General features: G+C 62.6%; 5 protein-coding genes. All 5 read left to right on the top strand.

All coding sequences use genetic code 11. From position 1 onward, the window contains the following. On the top strand, positions 1–244 hold a 244-nt coding region (locus AC1DUU_RS29245), incomplete at its 5' end, for a peptidylprolyl isomerase (protein ID WP_476786824.1). A 28-nt stretch (positions 245–272) separates the two neighbouring features. Next, on the top strand, positions 273–788 hold the full coding sequence (locus AC1DUU_RS29240) for a peptidylprolyl isomerase (RefSeq protein WP_476786823.1): 516 nt from the start codon (positions 273–275) through the stop codon (positions 786–788). Positions 789–794: 6 nt separating this feature from the next. Further along, positions 795–1244 (top strand): DMT family transporter, encoded by a 450-nt coding sequence (locus tag AC1DUU_RS29235; RefSeq protein WP_476786822.1) that lies wholly within the window; start codon positions 795–797, stop codon positions 1242–1244. Beyond that, positions 1244–2320: a tRNA preQ1(34) S-adenosylmethionine ribosyltransferase-isomerase QueA gene (queA, locus tag AC1DUU_RS29230; RefSeq protein WP_476786821.1), complete on the top strand. Its 1077-nt coding sequence runs from the start codon at positions 1244–1246 to the stop codon at positions 2318–2320. The genes AC1DUU_RS29235 and queA overlap by 1 nt, the downstream gene beginning before the upstream one ends. Beyond that, the coding region (locus tag AC1DUU_RS29225; RefSeq protein WP_476786820.1) for a tRNA-guanine transglycosylase at positions 2317–2528 on the top strand (212 nt) is incomplete at its 3' end. The genes queA and AC1DUU_RS29225, both read left to right, overlap by 4 nt.

The following is a 2528-nucleotide window of genomic DNA, read 5'->3' as shown; positions in this document are numbered from 1 at the left end:
GGAGAACTTCAAGCGCGGCGTCGTCGGCATGGCGCGTTCGCAGGACCCGAATTCGGCGAACTCGCAGTTYTTCATCATGTTTGACACCGCATCCTCGCTCGACGGCGAATACACCATCGTCGGCGACGTCGAGAAGGGCATGGAACTTGTCGACGGCATCAAGAAAGGCAATGCGGCTGACAACGGGTCCGTCAGCGACCCCGACCGCATGATCAAGGTCCGCATCGCTGCGGACGCCAAGTAAACCTAAAACGAAAAGAGGATTATTCATCATGGCCGAGATCAAGGATCGCGAAAACGCGCTGATCATGGAAACCACCAAGGGCAAAGTGGTCATCGAACTTCTGCCGGACCTGGCGCCCGGCCATGTCGGCCGCATCAAGGAACTGGCACGCGAAGGCGCATATGACGGCGTCGTGTTCCACCGCGTCATCGACGGCTTCATGGCGCAGACCGGCGACGTCAAGTTCGGCAAGTCGGGTGGCAAGGACTTCAACCCCAGCCGCGCCGGCATGGGCGGTTCGGACAAGGCTGACCTGAAGGCCGAGTTCTCCAACATGAACCACGCCCGCGGCACCTGCTCGATGGCGCGTTCGCAGAACCCGAACTCGGCCAACTCACAGTTCTTCATCTGCTTCGACGATGCCGGTTTCCTCAACCGCCAGTACACGGTGTGGGGCCAGGTCATCGAAGGCATGGAAAATGTCGACAAGATCAAGCGCGGCGAGCCGGTGCAGGATCCCGACAAGATCGTGTCGCTGAAGGTCGCTGCGGATATCGCGGAGTAATATGCAATGACGGGCGTTCTCTGGTCGCTTCTCGGCGTGCTGGCGGGCGCCTTCATTGCCATTCAGGCACCGATCAATTCGCAGCTGGCGCGTGGGCTCGGTGTGCCCGTCGCGGCGGCTGCGATTTCGTTTCTCGCCGGCGCGGTCGTGCTTGGCATCGTCACCTTGGTGACCACGCGGGCGCAGGGTGTTGCCATCGACTGGCGCGCGCCCGCGCCCTGGCTATTCGTGGCCGGCGGCGCGCTCGGCGCGGTCTATGTCACGAGTTCGGTGCTGCTGACGCCGCGCATCGGCGCTGCGGCACTGATGGCATTTCTGGTTGCGGGGCAATTGTTGGCTGGAATGCTTGTTGACAGGGCCGGCTATCTTGGCGTGGCCGTCCGCGAAATCTCCATGGGCCGCATCGTCGGTGCCATGCTTTTGCTCGCTGGAGCAATGATGATCCGTATCTACTGATGCGTGTTGACCTTTTCGATTTCGAGCTTCCCGAAGAACGGATCGCGCTGCGCCCGGCCGAACCGCGCGATTCTGCGCGCATGCTGGTGGTGCGGCCCGCGGAACTGCTCGCTGATCTGAGCGTTATCGACCTGCCATCACTGCTTGAACCGGGCGACGTGCTGGTGCTCAACGACACGCGCGTGATCCCGGCGCAACTCAAGGGTACACGCGTGCGCGGCGAGGCCTCGGCCCATGTCGACGCAACGCTGCATATGCGCGTTGGTCCCGACCGCTGGCTCGCCTTCATGCGGCCCGGCAAGCGGGTTGCCGTCGGCGACCGCATTCATTTCGGCCATAGCGGCGAGGTCTGCGCCATCGGCCAGCTCGACGCCATGGTGATCGAAAAGGGCGAGGCGGGCGAGGCTTTACTGGCCTTCGATTTCTCGGGTGCCGCACTCGACGAGGCGCTGCACGCGGTGGGACACATTCCGCTGCCGCCCTATATCGCTTCGAAACGTCCCGACGATGCACGCGACCGTGAGGACTACCAGACGGTCTATGCCAGGGAGGAGGGCGCTGTCGCAGCCCCTACTGCCGGACTTCATTTCACGCCTGAGCTGTTTGCCCAGCTGGACGCCAAGGGCGTCGAACGCCAATTCGTGACCCTGCATGTCGGTGCTGGCACCTTCCTGCCGGTCAAGGCCGACGATACGGCCGAGCACAAGATGCATTCGGAGATCGGGCATGTCTCCGAAGAGACCGCGCGGGCGCTGAGCGCGGCCAAGGCACGGGGCAACCGCATCATCGCTGTCGGTACCACCTCGCTTCGGCTGATGGAGAGCGCGGCGCGCGCCGACGGCACCATCGCCGCATGGTCTGGCCCGACCGACATCTTCATCACACCCGGCTACCGCTTCAAATTCGTCGATGCGCTGATGACCAATTTCCATTTGCCGCGCTCGACCTTGTTCATGCTGGTATCGGCCTTTTGCGGGCTCGAACGCATGCATGAAGTCTATGCGCACGCCATTTCCAGCGGCTACCGCTTTTATTCCTATGGCGATGCCAGCCTGCTGTTCAGGAACGACCGATGAGTGAAGAGTTCAAGTTCAACGTACTTGCCACCGACGGCAAGGCGCGGCGCGGCGAAATCACCATGCCGCGCGGTACCATCCGCACGCCGGCCTTCATGCCTGTGGGCACCGGCGGCACGGTCAAGGCGATGTATATGGACCAGGTGCGCGGCGTCGGCGCCGACATCATCCTGGGCAACACCTATCATTTGATGCTCAGGCCAGGTGC

Source organism: Aminobacter sp. P4_H6_2 (assembly GCF_056400805.1).
The sequence above is the reverse complement of the archived record's forward strand: the minus strand, read 5'-3'. Positions and strand labels throughout refer to the sequence as shown.

Excerpts from the sequence above, each read along its gene's own strand:
- queA (WP_476786821.1), top strand. The coding sequence starts at position 1,244 with ATGCGTGTTGACCTTTTCGATTTCGAGCTTCCCGAAGAACGGATCGCG.
- AC1DUU_RS29240 (WP_476786823.1), top strand. The coding sequence starts at position 273 with ATGGCCGAGATCAAGGATCGCGAAAACGCGCTGATCATGGAAACCACC.
- AC1DUU_RS29235 (WP_476786822.1), top strand. The coding sequence starts at position 795 with ATGACGGGCGTTCTCTGGTCGCTTCTCGGCGTGCTGGCGGGCGCCTTC.